The organism is Stenotrophomonas sp. Sm10 (assembly GCF_030985515.1).
GTDB lineage: Bacteria > Pseudomonadota > Gammaproteobacteria > Xanthomonadales > Xanthomonadaceae > Stenotrophomonas > Stenotrophomonas hibiscicola.
The window spans coordinates 1-23,581 of the sequence record NZ_JAPTFO010000022.1 but is presented as its reverse complement, the minus strand read 5'-3'; the positions used below and the strand labels follow the sequence as shown (position 1 = coordinate 23,581).

20 protein-coding genes are annotated in these 23,581 nt (G+C 66.8%); 13 read left to right on the top strand and 7 right to left on the bottom strand.

All coding sequences use genetic code 11. The annotated features are described in order from the left end of the window. The first annotated feature begins 70 nt into the window (after nucleotides 1-70). From O0J15_RS08540 to O0J15_RS08530, 3 genes are all read left to right on the top strand, one after another. Nucleotides 71-1,342, top strand: a complete 1,272-nt coding sequence (locus O0J15_RS08540) for a mechanosensitive ion channel family protein (protein WP_134731197.1) — start codon at nucleotides 71-73, stop codon at nucleotides 1,340-1,342. A 128-nt stretch (nucleotides 1,343-1,470) separates the two neighbouring features. Beyond that, nucleotides 1,471-3,645 (top strand): glycoside hydrolase family 3 N-terminal domain-containing protein, encoded by a 2,175-nt coding sequence (locus O0J15_RS08535; RefSeq protein ID WP_111098415.1) that lies wholly within the window; start codon nucleotides 1,471-1,473, stop codon nucleotides 3,643-3,645. 129 nt (nucleotides 3,646-3,774) lie between these two features. Then, entirely contained in the window at nucleotides 3,775-4,329 is a 555-nt protein-coding gene (locus O0J15_RS08530) for a hypothetical protein (protein ID WP_111098414.1), read from the top strand. 114 nt (nucleotides 4,330-4,443) lie between these two features. Here O0J15_RS08530 and O0J15_RS08525 read toward each other — a convergent pair whose 3' ends face one another. Further along, nucleotides 4,444-5,613, bottom strand: a complete 1,170-nt coding sequence (locus tag O0J15_RS08525; protein WP_180877740.1) for a PQQ-dependent sugar dehydrogenase — start codon at nucleotides 5,611-5,613, stop codon at nucleotides 4,444-4,446. Nucleotides 5,614-5,781: 168 nt separating this feature from the next. Here O0J15_RS08525 and yiaA point away from each other — a divergent pair, with 168 nt between their 5' ends. Next, complete coding sequence (gene yiaA / locus O0J15_RS08520) at nucleotides 5,782-6,234, top strand: inner membrane protein YiaA (RefSeq protein WP_134731190.1); 453 nt, start codon at nucleotides 5,782-5,784, stop codon at nucleotides 6,232-6,234. A gap of 107 nt (nucleotides 6,235-6,341) precedes the next feature. Here yiaA and O0J15_RS08515 read toward each other — a convergent pair whose 3' ends face one another. From O0J15_RS08515 to O0J15_RS08490, 6 genes are all read right to left on the bottom strand, one after another. Beyond that, nucleotides 6,342-6,665 carry a hypothetical protein gene (locus O0J15_RS08515; protein ID WP_308305489.1) on the bottom strand — a complete coding sequence of 108 codons (324 nt, stop codon included), beginning with the start codon at nucleotides 6,663-6,665 and terminating at the stop codon, nucleotides 6,342-6,344. A 110-nt stretch (nucleotides 6,666-6,775) separates the two neighbouring features. Then, entirely contained in the window at nucleotides 6,776-8,077 is a 1,302-nt protein-coding gene (locus O0J15_RS08510) for an amino acid permease (RefSeq protein WP_308305488.1), read from the bottom strand. Then, nucleotides 8,074-8,835, bottom strand: a complete 762-nt coding sequence (locus O0J15_RS08505; RefSeq protein ID WP_180832993.1) for a L,D-transpeptidase — start codon at nucleotides 8,833-8,835, stop codon at nucleotides 8,074-8,076. The genes O0J15_RS08510 and O0J15_RS08505 overlap by 4 nt, the downstream gene beginning before the upstream one ends. Nucleotides 8,836-8,850: 15 nt before the next feature. After that, complete coding sequence (locus tag O0J15_RS08500; protein ID WP_019662204.1) at nucleotides 8,851-9,699, bottom strand: MurR/RpiR family transcriptional regulator; 849 nt, start codon at nucleotides 9,697-9,699, stop codon at nucleotides 8,851-8,853. A gap of 358 nt (nucleotides 9,700-10,057) precedes the next feature. Then, complete coding sequence (locus O0J15_RS08495; RefSeq protein ID WP_134735022.1) at nucleotides 10,058-11,152, bottom strand: dipeptide epimerase; 1,095 nt, start codon at nucleotides 11,150-11,152, stop codon at nucleotides 10,058-10,060. Continuing rightward, a complete protein-coding gene (locus O0J15_RS08490; protein WP_134735021.1) occupies nucleotides 11,149-12,588 on the bottom strand; it encodes an SH3 domain-containing protein in 1,440 nt (479 codons plus the stop codon). The genes O0J15_RS08495 and O0J15_RS08490 overlap by 4 nt, the downstream gene beginning before the upstream one ends. 132 nt (nucleotides 12,589-12,720) lie before the next feature. Between O0J15_RS08490 and O0J15_RS08485 the strand changes: the two genes are divergently transcribed. The 9 genes from O0J15_RS08485 to O0J15_RS08445 all read left to right on the top strand — a co-directional run bounded on the left by O0J15_RS08485 (nucleotide 12,721) and on the right by O0J15_RS08445 (nucleotide 23,473). Continuing rightward, nucleotides 12,721-14,193: a transglutaminase domain-containing protein gene (locus O0J15_RS08485; protein WP_134735020.1), complete on the top strand. Its 1,473-nt coding sequence runs from the start codon at nucleotides 12,721-12,723 to the stop codon at nucleotides 14,191-14,193. Nucleotides 14,194-14,244: 51 nt separating this feature from the next. Further along, complete coding sequence (locus O0J15_RS08480; RefSeq protein WP_134735019.1) at nucleotides 14,245-17,268, top strand: TonB-dependent receptor; 3,024 nt, start codon at nucleotides 14,245-14,247, stop codon at nucleotides 17,266-17,268. Nucleotides 17,269-17,323: 55 nt separating this feature from the next. Then, on the top strand, nucleotides 17,324-18,877 hold the full coding sequence (locus O0J15_RS08475; RefSeq protein WP_308305487.1) for a serine hydrolase domain-containing protein: 1,554 nt from the start codon (nucleotides 17,324-17,326) through the stop codon (nucleotides 18,875-18,877). Beyond that, nucleotides 18,810-19,523, top strand: a complete 714-nt coding sequence (locus tag O0J15_RS08470) for a M15 family metallopeptidase (protein ID WP_219633974.1) — start codon at nucleotides 18,810-18,812, stop codon at nucleotides 19,521-19,523. Before O0J15_RS08475 ends, O0J15_RS08470 begins: the two co-directional genes overlap by 68 nt. Before the next feature lie 211 nt (nucleotides 19,524-19,734). Further along, entirely contained in the window at nucleotides 19,735-20,106 is a 372-nt protein-coding gene (locus tag O0J15_RS08465; protein ID WP_180832986.1) for a hypothetical protein, read from the top strand. A 232-nt stretch (nucleotides 20,107-20,338) separates the two neighbouring features. Continuing rightward, nucleotides 20,339-20,755, top strand: coding sequence for an EF-hand domain-containing protein (locus tag O0J15_RS08460; RefSeq protein ID WP_019662197.1), 417 nt, complete (start codon nucleotides 20,339-20,341; stop codon nucleotides 20,753-20,755). 84 nt (nucleotides 20,756-20,839) lie between these two features. Beyond that, nucleotides 20,840-21,589, top strand: a complete 750-nt coding sequence (locus O0J15_RS08455) for an HAD family hydrolase (RefSeq protein ID WP_224328896.1) — start codon at nucleotides 20,840-20,842, stop codon at nucleotides 21,587-21,589. A gap of 31 nt (nucleotides 21,590-21,620) precedes the next feature. Next, a complete protein-coding gene (locus tag O0J15_RS08450) occupies nucleotides 21,621-22,100 on the top strand; it encodes a hypothetical protein (protein ID WP_245152085.1) in 480 nt (159 codons plus the stop codon). 11 nt (nucleotides 22,101-22,111) lie between these two features. After that, complete coding sequence (locus O0J15_RS08445) at nucleotides 22,112-23,473, top strand: VOC family protein (protein WP_111098406.1); 1,362 nt, start codon at nucleotides 22,112-22,114, stop codon at nucleotides 23,471-23,473. The last annotated feature ends 108 nt before the right edge of the window (nucleotides 23,474-23,581 follow it).

Sequence of the window (23,581 nt, the reverse complement as noted above, 5' to 3'; positions counted from 1 at the left end):
CGGGAAACCCCGGTAGTGCCGGCCGCTGGCCAGCAACCTTGGCAACAACGAAACAGACAGGAGACAACTGATGGTGGATGCGGTGGTGGCGGTACAGTGGCTGGAACGGCTGCAGAACACACTGGAACCCTATCCCGGCGCCTACCTGGCGTTGATGATCTCGGCGCTGCTGATCGCGGCCGGCCTGGCCAACTGGGTGACCAAGCGCATCCTGCTGCGTGGCCTGCGGCGCCTGCTCAGCCGCCTCCCCGGCGCTGACACCGGCCGCGGCAGCCATCTGATGCGGGTGATCTCGCGCCTGTCCAACGTGGTGCCCAGCCAGGTGATCGCCTCGGGCATCCGCATCGTGCCGGACCTGCCGCCGGGCCTGGTCAGCTTCATCATCGGCGCCTGCCAGGCGTGGGCGATCCTGACCGTGGTGCTGGCCATCTCGCATGCGCTGGATGCGGCCAACGATTTGTACGAGCGCCGCCCCGAGGCACGCAACAAGCCGATCAAGGGCTACCTGCAGGTCGCCAAGATCGTCCTCTTCGTGATCGCCGGCCTGTCGATCGTTGCCACCCTGGCGGGCGTCGACCTGCGCTATCTGGTCACCGGCCTGGGCGCGGCCACGGCGGTGCTGATGCTGATCTTCCAGGACACCATCCTGTCGCTGGTGGCCAGCGTGCAGATCAGCGGCGATGGCCGGGTGCGCATCGGCGACTGGATCGAGATGCCCAGCCAGAACGCCGACGGCGACGTCATCGACATCGCGCTGCACACCATCACCGTGCAGAACTTCGACAAGACCATCACCACCATCCCGACCAAGAAGCTGGTGACCGAGTCGTTCAAGAACTGGCGCGGCATGCAGGAAGCTGGTGGCCGCCGGATCAAGCGCGCGCTGTACCTGGACCAGCACAGCGTCGGCTTCCTGGACGAGGGCGACCTGGCCTTCCTCGGCCAGTTCGCGCTGCTGCGCGACTACCTGCGCGACAAGGAACAGGAACTGGGGCAGTGGAACGGGCGCCTGCGCGAGCAGGGCATGGCCGAGGTCAACAGCCGCCGGGTGACCAACCTGGGCACGTTCCGCGCGTATGTGGAGCGCTACCTGCGCAGCCATCCGGGCATCCATACCGACATGACCCTGCTGGTGCGGCAGCTGCAGCCGACCACCGAGGGCCTGCCGCTGGAGCTGTACTGCTTCACCCGCAGCACCGCCTGGGGCGAGTACGAGGCCGTGCAGTCGGACATCTTCGACCACCTGCTGGCGATCCTGCCAGCCTTCGGGCTGCGCGTGTTCCAGGCGTCCAGCGACGCCATGTTGATGGCCGGGCAGCGCCAGTTGGCCGGCTCGGAGTAAGCTGCGGTGGCCCCGGCGGAGCCATACGGACCCCGCTGGTGGCTGAAACTGAATGAAGAAACCTCTCGCCAAATGGCTCGGGATCGCTAGAATGCCGGGCTTGTAAACGTTTTCATCAAGGACTGCCGGTGGCCTCCGAACGCATCGAATCCCTCATTGCCCAGATGACCGTCGAGGAAAAGGTCGGCCAGCTGGGTGTCTTCGCGGACATGGTCCGCCCGTTCGCCCCGGACGTGAACCCGGAAGCCAACGTGCGCAATGCCGACCAGGTGCTGCAGCAGGTGCGCGAGGGCAAGGTCGGCTCGCTGTTCAATGGCGTGGGCGCCGAGCTGGGCCGTCGCATCCAGCAGGTCGCCACCGAGGAGAGCCGCCTGGGCATCCCGGTGATCCTGGCCGCCGACGTCATCCACGGCATGCGCACCGTGTTCCCGATTCCGCTGGGCGAGGCCGCCAGCTTCGAGCCGGACCTGGCCGAGCGCACCGCGCGCGCCACCGCCATCGAGGCCACGGCCGCTGGCCTGCACTGGACCTACGCCCCGGCCGTGGATATCGCCCGCGACCAGCGCTGGGGCCGTGGCGCCGAAGGGGCCGGTGAGGACGTGGTGCTGGGCTGTGCGTTCGCCGCCGCCCGCGTGCGCGGCTTCCAGGGCAGCGACCTGCGCGCCGCCGATTCGCTGCTGGCCACGCCGAAGCACTTCGCCGCCTACGGCGCGGTGATGGCCGGCATGGAATACAACATGGTGGACATCTCGCCGCAGACCCTGCGCGACGTGCACCTGCCACCGTTCAAGGCCGCCTTCGACGCCGGCGCGATCACCGTGATGTCCTCGTTCAATGACATCAACGGTGTGCCGGCCAGTGCCAACGCTGAACTGCTGACCGACATCCTGCGCGGCGAATGGAAGTTCCCGGGCGTGGTGATCTCCGACTACACCGCTGACATGGAGCTGGTCGCCCACGGCTATGCCGCCGACGACCGCGATGCCACCGCCAAGGCGTTCACCGCCGGCCTGGACCTGAGCATGCAGAGCGGCTTCTATGCTGAGCACCTGCCGGGCCTGGTCGAGAGCGGCGAGGTGCCGATGGCGGTGCTGGATGAGGGCGTGCGGCGCATCCTGTGGCTGAAGGAAACCATCGGCCTGTTCGACGACCCGTACCGTTCGCTTGACCCGGCACGCGAAGCCGATACCTCGTACCTCGACGCGCATGACGAACTGTCGCGCGACGCCGCGCGGCGTTCGATCGTGCTGCTGAACAACCGCGACAACGTGCTGCCGTTGCAGAAGACCGGGCAGAAGATCGCGCTGATCGGCCCGTTCGTGCAGGACCGCGAGAACATCGAAGGCTGCTGGACGCTGTTCGGCGACAAGCAGCGTTACGTGGACCTGGAGACCGGCGTGCGTGCCGCCATCGGCGACGAAGCGATGCTGGAAATCGTGCCGGGCTGCGAACTGGAAGCGGCCATTCCGGGCGGTACCGAAGCGGCGGTGGCTGCCGCGCTGCGCGCCGATGTGGTGGTGCTGGCGCTGGGCGAACCGCAGCGCTACAGCGGCGAAGCACAGTCGCGCGTGGAGATCACCCTGCCGCCGGCACAGCAGGCGCTGGCCGAGGCCGTGGCGATGACCGGCAAGCCGCTGGTGGTGCTGCTGCGCAATGGCCGCGCGCTGGCGCTGCAGGGCGCGGTGCGCAATGCACAGGCTGTGGCGGTGACCTGGTACCTGGGCACGCAGACCGGCCATGCCGTGGCCGATGTGCTGTTCGGCGACTACAGCCCGTCCGGCCGCCTGCCGGTCAGCTTCCCGCAGGTGTCCGGCCAGCAGCCGTACTTCTACAACCACCCGCGCACCGGTCGCCCGGAACTGCCGACGATGTCGGAGTTCAAGGCCCGCTGGCGCGAGATTCCGAACGAACCGCTGTACCCGTTCGGCCATGGCATCGGCTACACCACCTTCGCCTACGGCGTGCCGCAGCTGAGCACTGCACAGCTCGGCTGGGACGACACCCTGACCATCACCACCACGCTGACCAACACCGGCAGCGTTGCTGGCGAGGAAGTCGTGCAGCTGTACATCCACGACCGTGTGGCCAGCCGCGTGCGTCCGGTGCGCGAACTGAAGGACTTCCGTAAGGTGGCACTGCAGCCGGGCGAGTCGACCGACGTGGTGTTCACCCTGACCCGCGAGCAGCTGGCGTTTACCGGCCGCGACGGCGTGCTGCGTGCCGAGCCGGGCCTGTTCGACCTGTGGGTGTGCGCGTCCTCGGCGGCTGGCGAAGCGGTGCAGTTCGAACTGCTGAAGGCCTGATCAAAAAAAAGGGGACGGAGGGGATTAAGTCGTTTGTGCCACTAACGACTTAATCCCCTCCGTCCCCTTTTTGTTGCCGTCACTGTGGCGGCGCTACCATCGGGCTTCCTGTTTCGATGGAGTGCGCGTATGCGCCGGATGGCCTACCTGATTCCCGCTCTGCTGCTGGCGGCCTGTTCGCAGCCTGAGCCGCCGGCGCAGCCTGCGGCGGATGCGCCGCCGCCGATGGAAGCGAACGCGGCAGCGACGCCTGCCGCTGAACCGACAGCGCCGGCTGCTGGACCCGCCGACTTAGCACCGCCCGCACCGGCAGCCGAGGCGCCCGCCGAGGATGCGCGTGCGCGCATCGAGTCGCTGCTTGGCGATGCCGCGCAGTTCGAGAAGGTCTTCAATGCGTTCAAGACCGCCGTGGTTGGCGGGGATCGCGCTGCGGTGGTCGAGGAAGTGCGATTCCCGTTGAACATCAGCGGCGGAAAGAAGATCTCCGGCCCCGGAGAGTTCCAGCGCAACTACGAGAAGATCATCACGCCGGAGGTGGTCAAGGCAGTGTCCGAGCAGGACTTCGGCAAGGTGTTCGTCAACCAGCAGGGCGTGATGATCGGCAGCGGCCAGGTGTGGTTGAGCGGCCAGTGCCTGGACCAGGCCTGCACGAAGACCGAGGTGAAGGTCATCACCATCCAGTAAACGCAGACGGCCCCGCGTGCGGGGCCGTTTGGCAAGGTGGTGCCGGCCGCTGGCCGGCAACCGCAGGATGTCGGAAGGATCCAGGTGCGGGCCAGCGGCCGGCACCGGCGGGCATCAGGTCTTCGGGGTGAGCTTCAGCAGGCGCGCCTTGCTGCCGTCTTCCAGCAGCCACAGGGCGCCATCCGGACCCTGTTCCACTTCGCGGATGCGCTCTCCCATGCTGAAGCGCTCAGCTTCGCGCGCGCCGTCGCCATCAAAGGCCACACGCACCAGCGAGGTCGACGACAGGCCACCGATGAAGCCGCTGCCCTTCCACTGCGGGAACAGGTTGCCGCTGTAGATCACGAAGCCGGCCGGCGAGATCACCGGCGTCCAGGTCACCTTCGGCGCGGCGAATTCCGGTCGCGTGTCGTGGTCGGGAATCGGCCGGCCGTCGTAATGGTCACCATTGGAAACGATCGGGTAGCCGTAGTTGGCGCCGCGCACGATCAGGTTCAGTTCGTCGCCGCCGGCCGGGCCCATCTCGTGTGCCCACAGCTTGCCGTTCGCGTCGAAGGCCATGCCCAGAATGTTGCGGTGGCCCAGCGACCACACCTGCGCGGCAACGCCGCCCTGTGAGGCGAACGGGTTGTCGGCGGGCAGGCTGCCATCGTCGTTGAGACGGATGATCTTGCCGAGGTTGCCGCCCATGTCCTGCGCCGGATCGAACTTCTGGCGCTCGCTGGAGCTGATCCACAGCTTGCCGTCCGGGCCGAAAGCAAGGCGATGGCCGTAGTGACCTTCACCGCTCACCTTCGGGCTCTGTCGCCAGATCACCTTCAGGTCCTTCAGCTGGCCGGCACCGTTGGCGTCCAGCGCCAGCGTGGCACGGGCCACGGCAGCGCCGCGGGTGTCCAGCGTGCCTTCCTCGGCATAACTGAGGTAGATCACGTGGTTGCTCGCGAATTGCGGGTGCAGGATCACGTCACCGAAGCCACCCTGGCCGCCGTAAGCGACCTTCGGAACGCCGGTGATCTCATGCTTCTGGCCGCTGGCCAGGTCCAGGTGCTGCAGCTTGCCGCGCTTTTCGGTGACCAGCAGGCTGCCGTCCGGCAGGAAGGTCATCGCCCACGGCTGGTCGAAGCGGCTGATTTCGGTGGCGGTGAACGGGCGCTGGTCGGCAGTGGTGGAGGCTGCGGGCGCTGCGGTCTGGGCGCCGTTGGCGGCCGGGTCGGCGGCATTGCAGGCGGAGGTGGCAAGGATCGGCACAAGGCCGAGGGCGAGCAGCAGGGGCGTGCGGGTCATGGGTATCTCCAGTGCGGGGATGCGGATGGCCGGGCTGTCCCTTGTATACCACCGGCGCCGTGAGCGTCGTGGCCCGAAGGTCCTGCGACCCCTGTGCGAGCGCGGCGGGATCGTCTAGGGTGGTCACGCCCGGGCAAAGCGTGCCCGTCTGCCTGCCAAGGATCTGCAATGAACACTGCCATGCCCCACAAGCCCTCCACCGCCTTCATCGCCGCCTCATGGGTGGCCCTGCTGCTGGGTGCGGCGGCCTACCTGATCGGTCTGTTCAACGCCACGATGGCGCTCAACGAAAAGGGCTACTACCTGACCCTGCTGCTGTTCGGCCTATTCGCGGCGGTGTCGCTGCAGAAGAGCGTGCGCGACCGCGTCGAAGGCATTGCGGTGAGTGGCCTGTACTACGCGCTGTGCTGGTTCGCGTTGCTGTCGGCGCTGATGCTGCTGCTGGTTGGCCTGTGGAATGCCACGCTGGCACCGAGCGAGAAGGGCTTCTATGGCATGGCGTATGCACTGTCGCTGTTCGGCGCGGTGGCCGTGCAGAAGAACACCCGCGACCTGATCGCCGCCGGTGGTGGCGGGAGCAAGCACGGCGCGATCGTGCCGCCGCTGCCGGAACAGGAGTGATCGATCCGGTGTAGAGCCGAGCCATGCTCGGCTCAGTCGAGCATGGCTCGACGTTACAGACGTGGTGCGAGAGCCGAGCGTAGGCCCGGCTCTACAGAAGCATGGCGCTATCGCTTCAACAGCGGGTCCGCCAGGTGCGCTTCGTCCCAGCCACGGCGCACGGCATTGCGTGCCTGCGCCCATTCCAGCCGGCTGCGGCCACGTTCATTGGCCCAGCGCGATTCCAGCTCGGCTTCGACCTGTTCGTAGGCGCGGATCATGTCCTGCGCACGCGCGGCGTGGCCGATGCGGTAGGCCGGCTCGTAGTCCTCGAAGAACAGCTGGTCGTCGTAGTACAGCTCGGCCGTGTAGCGCTCGCGCCAGTAGTTGCTGACCGCATCGCGCGGCGTGCTGTCGTCCGGTACGCGGCCGGGAATCTGGTACTCGGTCATGGAAGGCTCCGTTGTGGACGAAGCCTGATCGTGCCTGCGTGGCGGTTAACGGCCCGGTCCGGCAGCGTGATCACCAGATCAATCCGCCGGGCATGGCCCGGCGCTACCGGTCATCCGGCGTCGGCATCCTTGCGCGGCAGCTTGTAGATCACCGCGCCGATGGCGAACGCGATCAGTGCAGCTGCGATGTTCTGCCAGCTGGCACTGGCGAACAGGGCCAGGCACAGCAGCAGCGCCAGTACCGGAATCAGCGGGCCACCCGGCAGTTTCAGTGCGCCCGGCCGGTCCGCATAGCGCTTGGCCAGCACCAGTACCGCAGCGGCCGTTCCGATGTAGGCGAACAGGCGCGTGGTCATCGACAGCAGGGCCAGCTGCACGAACGAACCGGACAGGGCCAGGCCCAGCGCGATCAGGCCTTGGCACAGGATCGACGCGGCCGGCGTGTGGAAGCGCGGATGCACCTGCGCCAGGATCTTCGGCCCATAGCCATCGCGGGCCAGTGCGAACAGGAAGCGCGGGCCCATCATCATCGTGTTGCTGTTGGTGCCGAGGATGGAGATGGTGGCGCCGACCGTCAGGATCAGCGCCAGTGCTTCGCCGCCGAAGCCGGCAGCGGCATCGGCCAGCGGCGTGGCCGAGCTGGCCAGGCCGGCCAGCGTGCCCTGTGCCACCACCTGCACCGCGCCGTAGATGACGGTGACGGTGATGATCATGGTGATCAGCGCGAACGGAATATCGCGACGCGGATTGCGGTACTCGCCGGCGGCGGCCGGGATGTTCTCGAAGCCGGCATAGGCGTACAGCAGCAGCAAGGCGGCCTCGCCCATGCGCTGCAGGTCATGCGGGTCCGGACGCTGGCCGGAGAAGGCCAGCTGTGGGTCGATGTAGAACGCACCGATGGCCACGAACAGCAGCAGCGGCAGCATCTTGCCGATCACCAGCACCACGCCGGTACGCGCGGCCGAGCGCACGCCGATGATGTTGACGCCGGTCAGGAAGCCCAGCGACACCACGATCACCGCGATGCGCCCCATGCCGGCACCGGCCCACGGCCAGAAACGCGCGACGGCATCGGCCAGCGCGTTGCTGAGTGCGGCCGCCGAGCTGATGCGGGTCAGCCAGATCATCCAGCCGATCTCGAAACCGGCGAAGCGCCCGAACGCCTCGCGTGCATACAGGTAGCTACCGCCGGGTTCATCGAAGTAGCTGGCGGCCTGCGCGTAGCACAGCACCAGCAAGGTCACGACGATGCCGGCGGCGACCACGCCCCACAGGCTGAAGGGGCCGAGCAGGGCGACGGTGGCGGCCGGCAGGAGGTAGATGCCGCTGCCGATCACATCGTTGATCGACAGGCCGACGATCTGCCAGCGGCTGACCGCGCGTTGCAGCTGCGGTTCGTCCTGCGTGCTCAACGGACGTCTCCGGCCAGCGCGGGCAGTTGCCACTGCGCCTGCAGGCGCTTGTACTCCGCGCGCGGCAGGAGCACGAAACGCGGCGCGTCCTGCGGCCGCAGCCAGTCCAGCAGTGCCTGCATGCGTTCCTGCGGCATGGCCGTGCAGCCGGCGGTGGCCTCGCCGGGCTGGCGCCACAGATGGGCGAAGATGCAGCTGCCCTTGCCGGGCTGGTTGTCCGGGTTGTGGGCGATCACGAAGCCCTCCCGGTAGCGCACGTCGCCCTTGTTGTGCAGATCCAGCCGCATCGGCTCGGTGGAGCCCTTGACCGCTGCATTGCCGACCTTCTTTTCATCAACGATGCGGTTGTAGAACGGCGAACCGGGCACGTCCATGCAGTAGCTGCTGTCCAGCATCGGCTGGTAGGGCATGGCGGTGCCGCGGCGGGTGACGGCATAGCCGAACGCACTGCCGAGCGCGAATATGCCGGCCGGGCTGCGGCCATCGCCTTCCTGCTTCTGCGGGCCGTCGGCCTGCGCCGGGTGCAGGCCCAGGCCCCAGGCACTGCCGGTGCGGCCGAGCGCCACCGGGAACGCCTGTCCATGCGCGTGCCAGCCCTTGCCGTCGCGCACATAGGCCTGCAGTTGCCCCTGGGTGCTGTCCCAGCCTTCGCTGGTGACCACGATCAGCTGGCGCGCGCCATCCAGCGGCGCCGCGTGAACGGACACCGCCGTAGCAAGCAGCAGTGCAGCGGTAGCGAGACGGACCAGTGATTTCATCAACAGGTGCTCCGGTCAGGAATCCAGCAGGTGGTCGATCCGCTCCAGGTTCACCGCAAGCTGCTGCTGGCGGTCCGGATTGGTGTGGCAGAGCAGCACGAACAGGAAATCGAGCAGGGCGTGCATGGCGCTACGGTACAGCAGCTGCGCGACCTGCGGCGTGCGATCGTGCGCGCACACCACCAGCGCTGCGTCAGCATGCGCGCGCAGCGGGTTGGCGGTATGGCGGGTGATGGAAATCATCTTGCCACCCATGTCCTGGAACTGGCGCGACAGCTGCGATAGCTGCGGCAGGTTGCCGAATTCGGAGAACACCAGCAGCGCATCGCCCGGGCGCGCGGCCGAGAGGTTGGCCAGCATCAGGATCGGGTCGGTGTGGGGTACCACCAGCAGCCCGAGCAGCGACAGCCGCATGGCAAACTCGCGGGCGAACAGGCCGTCGTCTCCCAGGCCGTACACGAACAGCTTGGGCGCACCGTCGAGCAGCTGCACGATGCGCTCGATCTCCGCGCGTGGATTGGCCTGGCGTGTTTCCTCCTCGGCCTGCGCCTTGCTGCGGCGCAGCGCCTCGCCCAGGCGCAGGTAGTCATCGCCGCTGTCGGGTTCGTCGGGCGCCTGCTGCGGATCGGCACCGGCGCGGGCGACGTCCTGGCCGATGGAGTACTTCAGGTCCGGGTAGCCCTTGAAGCCGAGCTTCTGGCTGAACTTCACCACGCTGGACTGGCTGATGCCGAGCGCACTGGCCAGCTGCTGTGACGAGTAGTCGCGCAGCAGGTGGGCGTTGTCGAGGATGAAGTCGGCGATGCGGCGCTCGATGGCCGACATCTGCCCGCGCTCGGTGCGGATCTTCAGCAGGGGCGGCATGCGGGGTGTCCGGGCATGTGTGGGCGCGTTGCGGCTGGCAGCGTAGAGCGTGTCATGGAATGGGTCGAGCGGGTTCCAGCCTCGAAGAGGTTACGGAGCGCAGTTGTTGCTTTTGACGTTGAGTCCGCCTTCAAGCGAGCCGGGCACCGCAGGTCCGGCGAGGGCGAAGAGGCGCGGGTGTCTGAGCGTAGCGAGTTCCCGCGCCGTCCCTCGACGGGCCGAGGAGCGCAGGGAACCGGTGCGTAGCACCGGCTCGCGGCCGGCGGAGCGTTTCTTCTGGTTACTTTTCTTTTCGCGAAAAGAAAAGTAACGCGCGACCCAGCGCCAGTGGCACGCAACGTCAGCCGCAAGGCAGAAATCAACCCAGCATCTCCAGCCCACGCACTTCGGTGATGCCCAACCCCGGCACGTCGCTGATGCTGATCTCCGATTCGTTGAAATGCACGCCGCCGCTGACCGGGTCGAACTGGCCCAGCGAGGGACCGTCGAGGTCAACCTTGGTGATCACATCACTCTTGGCCACGGCCAGGTGCACGGCTGCGGCCACGCTGATGCTCGATTCGATCATGCAGCCGATCATGCACGGCACGCCGTAGATGCCGGCGATGTCGGCGATGCGGATCGCGTTGGATAGGCCGCCGGTCTTCATCAGCTTGATGTTGATGATGTCGGCCGCGCGCTGCTGGATCAGGTCCATCACCTGGCTGGGGCTGAACACGCTTTCGTCGGCCATCACCGGCGTGTTGACGCGGTCGGTGACGTACTTCAGGCCACTGATGTCCGCGGCCTTCACCGGCTGCTCCAGCAGCTCCAGTACCACGCCGGCTTCCTCCAGCGTGCGCATCGCATGCACCGCCTGCTTGGCGGTCCAGCCCTGGTTGGCATCCAGGCGCAGCAGGGCGCGGCCTTCCACGGCGGCATGGATCGCCTTGACCCGTTCGATGTCCAGCCCGATGTCCTTGCCGACCTTGATCTTCAACGACTCGAAGCCGCGTTCGATCGCTGACAACGAATCGGCCACCATCTTGTCGATGTAGTCCACGCTGATGGTGATGTCAGTGGTGATCACCGGGTCGCCGCCGCCGAGCATCTGGTACAGCGGCGCACCGTGCAGCTGCGCCCACAGGTCGTACAGGGCGATCTCCACCGCGGCCTTGGCGCTGGTGTTGCGCTCCATCGCGGTCTGCACCAGCGTGCACAGGTGGTTGAGGTTGACCACGTCCTGGCCGATCAGGCGCGGGGCGATGAAGTGGCGGACCGCCTCGATGATCGAGCCGTGCGTATCGCCGGTGATCACGGCGGTGGCCGGGGCTTCACCATAGCCGGTGTTGCCGCTGTCGGTGCGGATCAGCACCACCACGTCTTCCACGGTTTCCACCGTGCGCAGCGCGGTCTTGAACGGTGTCTTCAACGGCACGCGCAGCATGCCCAGTTCGATGGCGGTGATCTTCATTCGGGAGTCTTGGCCCGCAGGCGCTGGATGTTGGTGATGCGGTCGATGTAGCGGACGGTGTCGCTGGCCATCATCGGCTCCAGCGGCGTGACCGAAACACCATTGAGATGGGCCTGCACGCGCGTGCCGTCGGCACCGAACCAGCTGCCGCCCGCCGTATCGTGGATCACCCAGGTGCGGCCGTCGACGTGGCCGATGGCCATCATTACGTGGCCGGGGATGTAGACCAGATCGCCGACCTTCAGGTCGGTGACGGCACGGTCGCGCAGTGCCTTGCCGTCCTTGCCGGTGAACGGCAGGCGATCCAGTGCCGGGCTGACCGCCTGTGCACTGGTATTGCGCGGCAGCAGCACGCCGAAGCTGCGGTAGATCTCGGAAACGAAACCGCTGCAGTCGCGCGTGTCGTAGTCGTGGCCCCAACCGTAGCGCTCGCCGAGGAACTTGAAGGCCTGCTGCAGCAACAGGCGTGGGGTCAGCGGCAGGTAATCGGCGGCGGTGTCCTGCGAGCGCGGCAGCAGCGCTGGTACCAGCTTCAGGCGGCCATCGGCTTCGCGCACCGGCAACTGCACCACCCACGAGGCGTGGGCCTGCTGGCCGTTCACCGGTTCTGAAGCGGGCCAGTCGGCCAGCACCGGCAGGCGCACGCCCATGTCCAGCTGCAGGCGCGATACGCGCGGTTCCTCCGGGGTGTAGGCGGTCTGCGCGGTCGCGCCGGTGACGATCCGGTACGGGCCCTTTGCGCCGTAGCCGAGCACCGTGGCCTTGTCGCCGCCGGCGATGGCGTCGGCTTCGATCCACGCGCTGTAGCGCTCGCTGTGCACGAACAGCCAACGGCCGTCGGCGCTGCGGTGGACCACGGCGACCTTGTCGCCGGGGAACAGTGCCGATTCCTGGAAGCGGTCGATGTCGGTGTCACCGGCAGTGCTGAAGACCCGCTCGCGGGTGGGGAAGGTACGCAGTGCCGCGCGCTTCACCACCAGCCCGTAGGCCGGTGCCACCTTGGCAGGGATCGCATCGAGGCCGAGGTTGGCTTCGATCGCGCTGCGCAGCGCGGGTGCGATCGCCTGGCCCTTGTCGTTGTAGAGGGCGCGGGTGGGCCAGCTCGACAGCGCGGTGATGCTGGCGCGAGCCGTCGCCGCATCAAGCTGGGCGGGCAGTGCGGCGATGTCCTGGATGTGGCTGTCCTGCGCCCGCATCCGCGCGTTCTGTGCTTCGATCTGCGCGCGATCCAGAATCGGCGCATCGGCGTTGTCCAGGCGCGCGGCCCAGTACTGCGGGGTCAGATAGGCCTCGTGCAGGCCGATCACATAGGGCAGCGGCGCACCCGGGTCGGGCCGTGGGGCCGCCTGTGCAAAGGCCGGAGCGGCCAGCAGGCACAGGGCCAGGGTCAAGCGGCGCGGCCAATGCCGGTGCCGTTCGCGGAAAGCCAGGCTCATGCGGTGCACACCCTCCTCGAATGCCTGTTGGAATATTTATTCCTTTCGGCATGGAAAGCAAGAATAAATTATTGACCGGCATCCCGGCCCGTGTTACACAGCCATTACCACCCGCGCTGGGGAAGTGTCGCTGTGGATCCTGCCGTTCGCAAACCGCGTCTGCCTGCCGCCGCCGGCCTGGGTGCCGTGTTGCTGCTGTGGGTGTCGGCCACGCACGCGACGGATGGGCATAGCAGCCAGCAGCGGGCGCGCCAGACGCAGGTGATCGACCTGATCGACAGCGGTCGCTTCAGCGATGCCGAAGCGCTGCTGGCAACGGCAGGCGATACCACCGAGGGGACCTTCCAGCGCGAGCGCATGCGCCGCATCCGCGTGGATTTTTCCCTCGGCGAAAACGCCGCCAAGGACGCCGTGCGCCGCTGGATTCCCGATCTGACCGACGAGGAATTTGCGCGCTGGGACCAACTCGGCCTGATCGAGCATCTCGATACCGATGGCGAGCGTTGGTACTTCAAGCGCGCACCGTCGAACCTGTTCCTGCTCAGCGACGAAGCACGCGCGCGCCGCCGCACGGATGCACCGATGCCGCCTCCGGGCCCCAACGAAGTGCTCAACGCCCACCACGCAGGCGTGGTTGCCGCGGCCGAACAGAGTGGCCAGGCGTCGGTACTGCCGCAGCGCTACGAATTCACCCAGTCGCTCACGGTGAAATCCGATGTGGTGCCCGCCGGTGAAACGATCCGCGCGTGGATTCCGTACCCGCGCGAAATCCCCGGGCAGCAGGAACAGGTGCAGTGGCTGGGCAGCACCCCGGGCAAGGCGCGAGTGGCACCGGCCAGTACCCTGCAGCGCACCGCGTACCTGGAAGCCAAGGCAGTGGCTGGGCAGCCGACGCGCTTCGAGATCCGCTACGCGGTCACGATCCTCGCCCGGCATACCGCGATCGACCCGGCCAAGGTACAGCCAACCCCGGCTGATCCGGCCTTGAAGCCCTATCTGGCCGAGCAGCTGCCGCATGTGCGCTTCACCCCGGCGCTGAAGCTGTTCTCCGACCAGGTACTGCAGGGCGAGACACGTCCGTATGAAGTGCTGCGCAAGCTGTTTGCTGCCGTGGATCGCATTCCCTGGGCCGGTGCGCGCGAATACTCCACGCTCAGCAACATCAGCGATTACGCGCTGCATGCCGGCCATGCCGACTGCGGCCAACAGACCCTGCTGCTGATCGCGCTGCTGCGCATGAACGGCATTCCCGCGCGCTGGCAGTCGGGCATGGTGTTCTCCGGCGATGGCAGCGGCTACAACAACCTGCATGACTGGGGGCAGGTCTACCTGGCGCCGTATGGCTGGCTGCCGATGGACGTGACCACCGGCGCGCTTGCCAGCGATGTGCCTGCACTGCGCGATTTCTACCTGGGTGGCCTCGACGGCTACCGCATCGCCTTCAACGACGATTTCGGCCAGCCCTTCGTGCCGGCCAAGCAGCACTTCCGCTCGGAAACGGTCGACTCGCAGCGCGGCGAGGCCGAGTGGGCAGGCGGCAACCTGTACTTCGACCAATGGAGCTACGACTTCCAGTGGCGGGTACTGCCAGCCAGGCAACGCTAGCGCGACACACCGCATTCCACACCATTCAATTCTTGCAGGAGAGAGCAGGGGATGAAGGCTTACAGCATCAAGCGGGCGGCGTTGTGCGTCGCCCTTGGGGCGTGTCTGGGCGTAGTGCTGCCCGGCATCGCGATGGCACAGAACGTGAGCGGCGCAGTTGCCGGCCGTGCAACCGCGGGCGACCAGGTGACCGTGGTCAGCAACAGTACGGGTCTGACCCGTACCGTCACCGTCGGCGCCGACGGCAGCTACCGCCTCGGCCAGCTGCCGGTAGGTGACTACCAGCTGCAGCTCAGCCGCGATGGCCAGAAGCTGGGCGATCAGATTGCTGTCAGTGTGGCAGTAGGCGGAACCACCACGGTCAACCTGGCCAGTGGGGGCGGCGTCACCAATCTCGATGCGCTGCAGGTGGTCGGCACCCGCGTGGTCAACCGCGTGGATGTCTACTCCACCGAGACATCCTTCAACATCAACCGCCAGGAGATCTCGCGGCTGCCGGTGGCGCAGGACCTGTCTGCGGTCGCGCTGATGGCGCCGGGCGTGGTCGGCGGCAACTCGTCATTCGGCGGCCTGTCATTCGCTGGTTCATCGGTGGCCGAGAATGCGGTCTTCATCAATGGCCTGAATGTCACCGACATGTATACCCGTCGCGGCTTCAGCACCGCGCCGTTCGCCTTCTTCAAGGAGTTCCAGGTCAAGACCGGTGGCTACTCGGTCGAGTTCGGCCGTTCCACCGGTGGCGTGATCAATGCGGTGACCCGTTCGGGCAGCAACGAATTCGAGGGCGGTGTTGAAGTCACCGCCGAGCCCAGTGCGTGGCGCGCCAGTGGCGGCGATCATTTCCACCGCGACGGCACCCCGCATTCCTACGGCAGCCGCGACAACAACTCCTTCCTGAAGACCAACGTGTGGGGCTCCGGCCCGATCGTCAAGGACAAGCTGTTCCTGTTCGCGATGTACGAAGACCGCAGCGACAAGGGACACAACACCTCGTCCGATGGCAGTACCTGGTTCAAGAACGATTCCGGCAACGGCTTCTGGGGCACCAAGCTGGACTGGAACATCAACGACAACCACAGCCTGGCGCTGCTGGCGTTCTCGGATGAGGGCGATGTCACCAATGCGTCGTACGGTTACAACTGGAACGCCGACCAGCTCGGCGCCTGGGGCGGCGATTCGGTCACCGAGACCGGCGGCCGCAACTGGTCGGCCACCTACACCGGCCACTTCGGACAGAACTTCACCGCGCGCGCCATGGTCGGCCAGAACAACCAGCGTGCGTTCACCAATTCATCGCTGGATCAGGCCTGCAGCCCCGTGTTCACCGACAGTACCTACGGCCCGCGCCTGGGCAAGCTGCAGGGCCTGCGCGCAGGCTGCCACCCCACGGGCACGGCAGTGGCCGAGCGTGACGATACCCGTGACGTGGCGCGACTGGACTTCGAATGGCAGCTGGGTGACCACCTGCTGCGCTTCGGTGTCGACCGTGAGCTGATGACCACAAAGCAGTCCACCCGCTACCCCGGCCCGACCGAACTGAGCTACACCGCCTACGTGGCGCGCCCCGGCGATGAAGTCTGGGACGGTGCCAATGCCTACGTACCGGCTGGCGTTACCGAAATGCTGCGTGCGCGCAACCGCAAGTCGGGCGGCACGTTCGAGACCGAAGCCAATGCGCTGTACGTGGAAGACATCTGGAACATCACCCCGAACCTGATGCTGAACCTGGGCGTGCGCTGGGACCGTTTCGAGAACCGTACCGCCGCCGGCAAGGCGTTCATCAAGATGGATGACCTGATCGCACCTCGCGTCGGCTTCTCGTGGGACATGCGCGGTGATGGCAGCACCAAGCTGTTCGGCAACGCCGGCCGCTACTACCTGCCTGTCACCAACAACATCAACGTGAATTTCGCAGGTGGCCTGACCGACGAGTACAGCTACTACGTGCTCAATGGCTGGGAGCGGAAAACCTCGCCGACCGGCTCACCGTACATGGCACCGGTCGTCGGCCAGCAGATCGGTCCGACCGACACCCGCATGAACACCGGCGGTGCCGACCTGCGCCAGAGTGTGGATCGCGACCTCAAGGCGGTCTACCAGGACGAGTACATCCTGGGCTTCCAGAACATGATCAACCAGGCATGGTCGTGGGGCGTCAACGCCACCTATCGACGCATGACCCGTGCGCTGGACGACATCCGCATCAATTACACCCCATGCGGCCCGACCCCCAGCACGCTGTGGCCGATCGCCAACCCGGGCGAGAGCCTGACGATCTGGGGCGACAGGAGCATCGGCTGCGCCAACGAAGGCTGGATCACCATTGACACCGCCAACAGCGGCTATCGGAAGGGCGGCAGCGGCGAGGTGATCGGTTACTCCAAGCCCAAGCGCACCTACAAGGCACTGGAGTTCCAGATCGACCGTGCCTGGGACGAGAAGTGGATGTTCAACGCGTCCTACCTGTGGTCGAAGAGCGAGGGCAATTTCGAAGGCCCGGTGAATTCCGATACCAACTACGGCGACACCGGCATGGTCCAGTTCTGGGACCATCCGGCCACCAACGAGCGCTATGGCGTGCTGTTCAACGACTTCCGCCACCAGTTCAAGCTGCGTGCCGCTTACGCGCTGAACAAGCAATGGTCGTTCGGTACCACACTGCAGGTGCAGTCCGGTGGCCCGATCACTGCCTACGGCGTGATGTGGCCAAACGATTCCATCGCCGGTGGCAGTACTTCCAGCGAGGGTAGCGGCGGTGGTACCGGCTGGCTGTGCGTGGCCAACTGTTCGGGCCCGTACAACCAGCGGCAGTTCGAGTACAGCCCACGCGGTGCGTTCGGTCGCCTGCCGTGGACCTGGACCATGGGCGCCAACGTGACCTGGCGTTTGCCGGTGGAGGGCATCGATCTCAGTGCACGGCTGTCGGTGTACAACCTGTTCAACAACCAGAAGACCATCAACGTGCACCAGCGCTATGAAGCGCAGCCCGGCCAGTACCGCGAAGCGACGTTCGCCACCGGGACGCGCTGGCAGGCCCCTCGCTATACCCAGCTGGTGGTGACCTGGAACTTCTGAGGCCACGATCCGCGCCGCCCACCGTGACGGCGCGGGCAATGGAGGGGCTGCGCGCATGTACCACCTGCTGATCGTCGCGGCGGCACTGGCCGCACCGTCCGCTTCGCCGACCGATATCGCCTCCCTCGATGCCGACGTCGCCGCTGTGGTCCAGCACGAGCACCTGCCCGGGCTGGCCATGGCGGTGGTCGACAACGGGCAGGTGGTCTATCGCCACGCCGAAGGCGCGCGTGGCGACGGCGGCCGCATCGACCAGGACACGCTGTTCAAGATCGCCTCCAACAGCAAGGCGATGACCGCCGCGCTGCTGGCGCGGCTGGTGCAGCAGGGCAAGCTGCGCTGGGAGGATTCGGTGCAGCAATATCTGCCGGGCTTCCGCATGCACGATGCGTGGGTGGGCGAGCAGATGCAGGTGCGCGACCTGCTGATCCACAACAGCGGCCTGGGCCTGGGCGCCGGTGACCTGATGCTGTGGCCGGAACCGAACGCGTTCACCCGTGCGGACATCATCGCGGGGCTGGCGCACCTGAAACCGGTCAGCAGCTTCCGCAGCCGCTACGCCTACGACAACCTGATGTACGTGGTGGCCGGGGAAGTGGCGGCGGCAGCGGGTGGCAAGCCTTACGACCAGCTGATGCGCGAGCAGGTGTTCGAACCACTGGGCATGACGCGCTGCCAGGTGGGGGCGTGGTCGGTGAAGCGCGTGGGCAACGTGGCGCAGCCGCATGCCTGGCGCGGTGATCGCAACGCGGTAGTGAACGGGGATGGAGCGATCAGCCCGGACCTGCCGTCGATGGCGGCCGGCGGCATCCGTTGTTCGCTGCGCGACATGACGCGCTGGATGCAGGTGCTGCTCGATCCCGCCCTGGCACCTGGCTGGTTGGACGCTGAGCAGCGCCGTACGCTGTGGACCCTGCACATGCCGATGGCGCTGGGTGAACGCCAGCGGCGTTGGGACAACGCGCATTTCTATGGCTACGGCTATGGCTGGCGGGTGTCGGACATGGATGGGCAGTGGAAGGTGGCGCACACCGGCACCCTGTCGGGCATGTACTCGTCGCTGGCACTGTTGCCTGACCGCGAGGTGGGCGTGGTGATGCTGATCAACGGTGAAGGCGAGGATGCGCGCACCGCATTGATGCAGGCCGCACTGAAACGCTTCACCGCCCCCGATGATGCGCGCCCGGCGATGGAATACCTGGCCGAACTGAAGGCGGACCAGGCCGCTCGTGCGGCAACCGGGCACCAGCGGCCGCCGACGTCGGACGCGCGGCAGGCGTCGGCTTCCGATCTGCCGCGTTGGCAGGGACGCTACAGCGATCCCTGGCTGGGGCCCGCATCGCTGTGCCCAGGCAAGGACGGCCTGCGCTTCAGCGTGGACAAGTCGCCCCGCCTGCAGGGGGCCGTGCTGCAGCTGCAGGGGCGCTGGCTGCTGCGCTGGGATACGCTGGGTGACGATGCACAGGCGTGGCTGCGGCCGGGCGAGGGCCCGGCACCGACACTGGACCTGCGCGCCATCGATCCGGACATCGACTTCAGCTATGACTTCCAGGACCTGCATTTCACTCGTACTGGCGATTGCCCTGGCGGCGACCACCGGCGCCGCTGAGCCACCGCGCGTTTCACCGGCCACCGACGCGGCCAGCGCCGGACTGGTGGAGATCCGCACGCTGTCGCCGCGCATCGACCTGGATATCCGTTATGCGGGTGCCAACAACTTCACCGGTGCGCGCGTGCCCGGCTACGAGGCGCCATCGTGCTACCTGCTGGCGCCGGTGGCAAAGGCACTGGCACAGGTGGAACAGGACCTGCGCGCCGATGGCTTCGGCCTGCGCCTCTACGACTGCTACCGGCCGGTGCGTTCGGTGCAGGCGTTCATGGCCTGGGTGAACGATCCGCGCGAGCTCTCGCGCAAGGCGCAGCAGTACCCGGATCTGGACAAGCCACGCCTGCTGGCTGACGGCTACATCGCCGAGCGCTCCGGCCACAGCCGCGGTGCCACGGTGGATCTGGGCCTGCTGGATTGCCGCAGCGGTGCATGTGCGCCGTTGGACATGGGCACTGACTTCGACTTCTTCGGGCCACGTGCGCATACGCAGACGAGCGGGCTGAGCACTGTGCAGCAGGCGAACCGCCAGCAGCTGGTGCAGGCGATGGCGCGCCGTGGCTTCGTCAACTATCCGCAGGAGTGGTGGCATTACACCCTGCAGCCCGAACCGGATTCCGGCACCGCGTACGACGTGCCAGTGCTTTAGGCGGTATCGGCAGGGCACCGCCCCGCCTCTGACAGTTTCCCGCGTGGTCCGTTGTAGAGCCGAGCCCATGCTCGGCTGCTCCTTGTTCAATCGTCGAGATATTCGATTTGGATGGAGATTCATCCACGCATGGCGTGGATCTACTGTGGCTACCGGATCGGGTCCGGGGCAGATCCCTTACACTGGCCGCCTCTTCATCCCTGCCCACCCGATGAACCTTCCTCTGCACTTCGGCCTGCTCGGTACCCTGGAAGCTGGCGCCATCGCCCTGCTGGTCGGGCTGCTGGTGTACTTCCTGTGGTTGCAGCTGTGCCGGCTCCTGCACTGGACAGCGGGGCATGCGATCGGCTGGTCCTGCGTCATCGCCGTGATCATCTCCGCCGGCATCGATGCATGGAAGCTGTTCTACATGGGCATCGTGCGGCTGGAATCGCCGCTGTACGCGCGCATCTTCCTGGCCACCATCCACGATCCCAACGAGCTCGGCAGCCGTGTGGTGCTGGAAATCGCCGGTGCGCTCGCCGGTGTTGCTCTTGCATGGGTGTTGTTCAGTTCGCGGTCATCGGAAAAAACCGTCGACTGACGCAGGTTTTTCGTTGCCTGCCGGTTAAATGCAGAGGCGCTGAATGCGCATCTTATGAGCCACTCACTTCACCCTAACCACCGCGCTAAAGCATGCGTGGAGGCCAGTGGTTAATCGCGCGTGTGGGCGCCGGTCGCGGCGCAAAATCGATTCAGAAACGCGGTGGCAGGGTAGGTGCCGTGCGGAATCAACACGCCGCGCAACACCACCCAATCGGTAGGAGACACCCCTGATGACTATTCGCAACCGCAAGCCCCTGATCGCCCTGATCGTCGCCGCCGGCAGCGTGCTGGCCATCCCGGCGATGGCCCAGTCGGCCAAGCAGCAGGCCGCGCAGGCACAGAACGAGGCCGCCCAGGCGCAGCAGGCAGCGGCACAGGCGGGCCAGGCGGCTGACCAGGCAACCAATGCGGCCGCAGCGGCCTCGGCCCAGGCCAACGGCGGTGGCCAGACCTGGGCCAGCATCGATACCGATGGCAACGGCACCATCAGCAAGACCGAGGCGCAGGTGAACGCCGGCCTGGCCCAGGTGTTCGACCAGGCCGATACCAACAAGGACGGTGAGCTGAGCGCCGATGAGTACAAGGCCTATGTGGCCGCCCAGCAGGCCGGCGCCGGCGGCGCAGCGCAGGGTGCGCAGGGCAGGTAAGACCCGTATCGGGGCGTATGGGAACCCGGGCGGCTTCGGCCGCCCGGGTTTTTTTCGTCACCACGGCCCCTGTATCCTTGCGCGATGAACACCTCCACGCCTGCGCCGTCGCGCGCCATCGGCCTGGTCGGTTTTGACGGTGACGATACGCTGTGGAAGAGCGAGGACTACTACCGCAAGGCCGAGCAGGATTATCTTGACCTGTTGTCGCGCTACGTCGACGTGCATGACACCCAGACCGCGCGCCACCTGCTGGAAGTGCAGCAGCGCCACCTGGGCACCTTCGGCTACGGCGTCAAGAGCATGACCCTGTCGATGATCGAAGCGGCCATCGACATCACTGGCCAGCGCATCGAGGCCAAGGACATCCAGCGCATCCTGGATATCGGCCACGACACCCTGCGCCACCCGGTCGAGCTGATCGACGGTGTGCGCGAAGCGGTGGCGGCCATCGCCGAGCACTACCCGGTGGTGCTGATCACCAAGGGCGACCTGTTCCACCAGGAAGCGAAGATCAAGGTCGCCAACCTGGCCGAGCTCTTCCCGCGCATCGAGATCGTTTCCGAGAAGGACCCGGAGACCTACGCCCGCGTGCTGGCCGAATTCGACCTGCCGATGCAGCGCTTCGTGATGGTCGGCAACTCGCTGCGCTCGGACATCGAGCCGGTGGTCACCCTGGGTGGCTGGGGCGTGCATACCCCGTACGCAGTGACCTGGGCCCACGAGACCCAGCATGGCGTGGCCGACGACGAACCGCGCATGGTCACTGCCGATACCGCCCACGACTGGCCGGCCGCACTGGCGGCGATCGAGGCCAAGGCCGCTGCGGCCTGACAGGGCCCGTCGGCTGCGGCAGAATCGGGGCATGAACCACCGACTGCGCGCGCTGATGTTGTCCCTGCTGTTGGCGCCGGCCACCGTGCTGGCCCAGCAGACCGCCGAGCGCTCAAGCGCCTACGAAGTGGACACCGGCGACAGCTGGGTCGATGCCCAGCTGCGGGACATCAACCATTACGCCGAACGCTACCCCGACGCTTTCCTCGACGAAGTGTCGCGCTATGCCGACGTGCCGCGTGGCTACATCAGCGCGCTGTTCACCACCCACGGCTGGCAGGCCGGAGACATCTATTTCGCCTGCTTCTGGGCCAAGGCCAGTGGCCAGACCTGCCGCGACAGCGTGCGTGCCTTCAGCCAGGACCCGGAGGGCGGCTGGGAGGCGGTGGTCAAGCGCATGCCCACCAAGCCGGACAATCTGCACTACCGGTTTCCTTATGTTGCTCTGCGTATCGCCGCCGCCGGGCGCTCCGGCGACAATACGGTTCCGAGCTGTTCCCCGTTCCCGTAATCGAGTGACTGATGAGCGCCTCTTTCGTTTCGCCTGATGTGATCCGCCGCCTGTTTGCGCAGGCCATGTCCCGCATGTACCGCACTGAAGTGCCGCTGTACGGCACGTTGGTGGAACTGGTGGAGCGGATCAACGCGCAGGTGCTTGCCCATGACCCGGCGCTGGCCGCGCAGCTGCAGCGCAACGACGAGCGTGCGCGGCTGGATGAAGAGCGTCATGGCGCGATCCGCGTCGGCACCGCGCAGGAGCTGGCGACGCTGCGCCGCCTGTTCGCGGTGATGGGCATGTACCCCGTCGGCTACTACGACCTGTCGGTGGCCGGCGTGCCGGTGCACTCCACCGCGTTCCGCCCACTCACCGGCGCGGCGCTGGCACAGAATCCGTTCCGCGTGTTCACCTCGCTGCTGCGCCTGGAACTGATCGAGGATGAAGCGCTGCGTGCCGAGTCGGCGAAGATCCTGTCACGCCGCCGCATCTTTACCGACGGCGCACTGGCACTGATCGAGCAGGCCGAGCGTGACGGCGGCCTGTCGCAGGCCGATGCCGAGCGCTTCGTCGATGAAGCACTGGAAACCTTCCGCTGGCATGGTGACGCCACGGTCGACCTGCCGACCTACCGCGCGCTGCACAACGCGCACCGGCTGGTGGCCGACGTGGTCAGCTTCCGTGGCCCGCACATCAACCACCTGACCCCGCGCACGCTGGACATCGACGCGGCGCAGGCGGCAATGATCGAGCACGGCATGGCGGCCAAGGCGGTCATCGAAGGTCCGCCGCGCCGTGCCTGCCCGATCCTGCTGCGCCAGACCAGCTTCAAGGCCCTGGAAGAAGCCGTTCATTTCCCGGATGCCGAAGGTGGTGACGCCGGCACGCATACCGCGCGCTTCGGCGAGATCGAACAACGCGGCCTGGCGCTGACCCCGAAGGGCCGCGCGCTGTACGACCAACTGTTGTCGCAGGCCCGCGACGCCGGTGGCGAAGGCAGCACCGGCGGCGACTACGGCCAGCGCCTGCAGGCGGTGTTCGCCAGCTTCCCGGATGACCATGACACGCTGCGCCAGGAAGGCCTGGGGTATTACCGCTACCAGCTGACCGACGCCGGCCGCGCCGCGCCGGAGCGCGTGGCCGATCTTCCCGCTGAAGTGCTGGTGGCCGCCGGCCTGGCGACGGCTGACCCGATCGTCTACGAGGATTTCCTGCCGGTCAGCGCCGCAGGCATTTTCCAGTCGAACCTGGGTGGCGAAGAACAGCGCGCCTATGCCGCGCATGCCAACCGCGAGGCCTTCGAGCAGGCATTGGGCGTGGCGGTGAACGACGAGTTCGAGATCTACGAGCGGCTGCAGGCCGAATCGCTGGCGGCGCTGCGCGGGTAAACCGCTTGCCGTGGAGCCGAGCGTGGGCTCGGCTCTACAGGGATTCTGCGGAGCGGCCCCTTTGTAGAGCCGGCCGCTGGCCGGCTGTTGGGGAAGCCGGCCAGCGGC

Excerpts from the sequence above, each read along its gene's own strand:
- O0J15_RS08470 (WP_219633974.1), top strand. The coding sequence starts at position 18,810 with ATGACTTCCAGGACCTGCATTTCACTCGTACTGGCGATTGCCCTGGCG.
- O0J15_RS08460 (WP_019662197.1), top strand. The coding sequence starts at position 20,339 with ATGACTATTCGCAACCGCAAGCCCCTGATCGCCCTGATCGTCGCCGCC.
- O0J15_RS08475 (WP_308305487.1), top strand. The coding sequence starts at position 17,324 with ATGTACCACCTGCTGATCGTCGCGGCGGCACTGGCCGCACCGTCCGCT.
- O0J15_RS08500 (WP_019662204.1), bottom strand. The coding sequence starts at position 9,699 with ATGCCGCCCCTGCTGAAGATCCGCACCGAGCGCGGGCAGATGTCGGCC.
- O0J15_RS08530 (WP_111098414.1), top strand. The coding sequence starts at position 3,775 with ATGCGCCGGATGGCCTACCTGATTCCCGCTCTGCTGCTGGCGGCCTGT.
- O0J15_RS08445 (WP_111098406.1), top strand. The coding sequence starts at position 22,112 with ATGAGCGCCTCTTTCGTTTCGCCTGATGTGATCCGCCGCCTGTTTGCG.
- O0J15_RS08540 (WP_134731197.1), top strand. The coding sequence starts at position 71 with ATGGTGGATGCGGTGGTGGCGGTACAGTGGCTGGAACGGCTGCAGAAC.
- O0J15_RS08515 (WP_308305489.1), bottom strand. The coding sequence starts at position 6,665 with ATGACCGAGTACCAGATTCCCGGCCGCGTACCGGACGACAGCACGCCG.
- O0J15_RS08490 (WP_134735021.1), bottom strand. The coding sequence starts at position 12,588 with ATGAGCCTGGCTTTCCGCGAACGGCACCGGCATTGGCCGCGCCGCTTG.
- O0J15_RS08505 (WP_180832993.1), bottom strand. The coding sequence starts at position 8,835 with ATGAAATCACTGGTCCGTCTCGCTACCGCTGCACTGCTGCTTGCTACG.
- O0J15_RS08465 (WP_180832986.1), top strand. The coding sequence starts at position 19,735 with ATGAACCTTCCTCTGCACTTCGGCCTGCTCGGTACCCTGGAAGCTGGC.
- O0J15_RS08450 (WP_245152085.1), top strand. The coding sequence starts at position 21,621 with ATGAACCACCGACTGCGCGCGCTGATGTTGTCCCTGCTGTTGGCGCCG.
- yiaA (WP_134731190.1), top strand. The coding sequence starts at position 5,782 with ATGAACACTGCCATGCCCCACAAGCCCTCCACCGCCTTCATCGCCGCC.
- O0J15_RS08525 (WP_180877740.1), bottom strand. The coding sequence starts at position 5,613 with ATGACCCGCACGCCCCTGCTGCTCGCCCTCGGCCTTGTGCCGATCCTT.
- O0J15_RS08495 (WP_134735022.1), bottom strand. The coding sequence starts at position 11,152 with ATGAAGATCACCGCCATCGAACTGGGCATGCTGCGCGTGCCGTTGAAG.
- O0J15_RS08455 (WP_224328896.1), top strand. The coding sequence starts at position 20,840 with ATGAACACCTCCACGCCTGCGCCGTCGCGCGCCATCGGCCTGGTCGGT.
- O0J15_RS08480 (WP_134735019.1), top strand. The coding sequence starts at position 14,245 with ATGAAGGCTTACAGCATCAAGCGGGCGGCGTTGTGCGTCGCCCTTGGG.